Annotated in this window: 2 protein-coding genes; both read right to left on the bottom strand. The window is 63.7% G+C overall.

The features are described 5' to 3' along the window. The coding region (locus AC1DT2_RS20550; protein WP_477298389.1) for a TonB-dependent receptor plug domain-containing protein at window positions 1-884 on the bottom strand (884 nt) is incomplete at its 3' end. Window positions 885-1,003: 119 nt separating this feature from the next. Further along, the gene (locus tag AC1DT2_RS20545; protein WP_477298388.1) at window positions 1,004-2,029 is read right to left on the bottom strand and encodes a glucokinase; all 1,026 of its coding nucleotides are present in this window, start codon (window positions 2,027-2,029) and stop codon (window positions 1,004-1,006) included. Window positions 2,030-2,508 lie beyond the last annotated feature (479 nt).

Genomic DNA, 2,508 nt, shown 5'->3' with positions numbered 1-2,508 from the left:
GTGTCACGCTTGCGGTTCTGCTGGAACCAGGCGGAGTTGACCTCGTCGGGCACCTTCGCGTTCGGGTTGAGCGAACCATTGGCGATGCCCGCGGCGACGGCCGGGCTCGCTGCCCACTTGGAAACCGGGCTGTAGCTGAAGATTTCCAGGCCCTGGCGGTCGATCTTTTCTTCGTAATGCTGTGCCGAAGCGATCACGCCAAAGGTGTTGGACGTGTTCTTCCAGCTGTACAACGCCGACGCGGTGGGACGCGAGCCGCCACTGCCCTGGTCGTTGTAGTTCAGGCCGAACGAACCGCGCACCGTGTTGGCCGGCAGGTCGAGCGGTTCCAGCGTATGCAGCAGCACCGTACCGCCGAGGCTGCCTTCGGTCAGGCGCGCTTCGGGCGACTTGTAGATTTCCAGGCGGCCGATGATTTCCGGCGCGAGCATGGTGAAGTCGAAACCACGGTTCGGCTGTGCACCGTACTGCCACGGCGTCTGCGAGATCGGCTGGCCGTTGAGGAAGGTAAGGTTGAGGCTGGGGTCGGTACCGTCGATGGATACGCGGTCGCCCTGGCCGAACTGACGGTCGATCGTGACGCCCGGGATCTGCGTCATCGCTTCGGCGACGTTGGTGTTCGGGAACTTGCCGATGTCTTCGGCGGTGACCGCTTCGACGATGGCGTCGGCATTGCGCTTGGTGTCGAGAGACTTCTCGAGACTGGCGCGGATGCCGGTAACGGTGATGCCCTCGAGCTGGGCTGCCTTGGCGGCGTCAGCTTTTTCCTGGGCAGTCTGCGGCTTTGCCGGCGGCGGCGTCGCGTCTTGCGCGGCGGCGTATCCGGTGAAACAACAGAGTCCGGCGATGATGCTCGCCGTCAGCAGGTTTCTACGATGCGACATGGTGTCCTCCCCTCAGAGGATGTAGCAGTGACGGGTTTCGCGGCCGCGTCATGCTTCGTTGCTATCGAAGGGTCTTTCGACCCGGTTGTTGTACTGAGCCTGCGTTCCTTTCCCGCTCTTCAGTGAGCGTTCGAACCGTGCAGGTAGAGACCGGCGGCACCGATCACACCCAACTGTCCGTGGTCCATCAGACGTACCGGTACTTGCTGGAGAAAGGCGCGCATAACGCCCTTGTTGAAGAACCTGGTGGCGAAGCTGCTGGCGAGGAGGCGGTCGCGAACCTGGGGCAGGATGCCGCCCGCAAGGAACACGCCACCGCGGGCGCCGTAGAGAAGGGCGAGATCGCCGACGAAACTGCCGAGCAGGCCGCAGAAAACGTCCAGTGCTTCCACGGCGGCGGGATCGTTCCCGTCGAGCGCGGCGCGTGTGACGGCGGCAGGTTCGGTCAGCGTCGCGGGGGTGCCGCGCAGCGTCGAAATGGCTTCATAAAGATGGACAAGACCCGGACCCGACAGGGCCGTCTCGTAGGAAACGTAGTCGCGGCCGCGGGCGAGTTCGCCGAGGATCGCGACCTCGCGCTCGTTACCCGGCGCGAGGGAAATCTGGCCGGCTTCGGTCGGCAGCACGGTGGCGTGCGGCGAACCCGGCAGGAGGACAGCGGAACCCAGACCCGTGCCCGGCCCCATGACGAGGATCGGACCCACGGCCGGTGCGGCGGCGGTTTCGATGATCGGCGTGGTCTGGTGGTTCTCGAGGAACTGGCAGGCGTAGGCGACGGCTTCGAAGTCGTTGACCACGGCCAGACCGAGCAGTCCGAGGCTGTCGCGGATATCGCCGATCGAGACCGGCCAGGGCAGGTTCTCGTTGACGATGGCGTCGCCGAGCACATAGCCCGCACTGGCGACGGCGCAATGTTCGATGTGGTGCTGGCCATCCAACCGGCCGACGAAGTCCTGCAGGACGGCGGTCAGGCTCGGCCAGTCGGCGCAGGCGTAACGCTCGTAACGAAGCACGTCGATGGCGGTGGAACCGGCGGCGCGACGCACCAGACCGATACGGGCATGCGTCCCGCCCACGTCGGCGGCGATGAACGCCCCGGAACGCGAAGCACGCACGATTTCCCGTTGTTTGGCCGATTCGCCCACGCCCCGCCCCTTATGACTTTTCGTTCGTCGTCACATGAACTTTCTGTGACGCCCCTGATTTGAGCGGAGTCTGTGAGTCAAATGACAACGTTGTCAACAGGACAAATGGCTAGGACATCCACCATTCCATCCTGCGCCGCAGCAGGAAACGTTTGCAGTGGCTCGTCTTCTTCGTCGATTCGCCGCCTGGTGCGGCCTGCGGCATGGGGAATGCATGGGCGATCAGCGGTTTGACGCGCCGCGACATCGAAAGTCACAAACGGGGGTGCGCTGGGTGGGGTGGCGTAAAAAGCCAATTGACAACGTTACGCACACGAGTCAATAAAGGCGACAAATCGGGGCGTATCCGGCGGTGCCGCCGCACGGATACCGAAAACAACACGAGGGGAAGCACCCATGTCATCCACCGCGGTCGGCGTCGAAGAGACACGGCAATCCAGTCTGGTACCGATGATCATCATCGGCGTCCTGTTCTTCAT

The sequence above is a fragment of the Luteibacter sp. P4_E6 genome, assembly GCF_056401535.1.
Note: the sequence above shows the minus strand (reverse complement) of the source record. Positions and strands in the feature narration are given on the sequence as shown.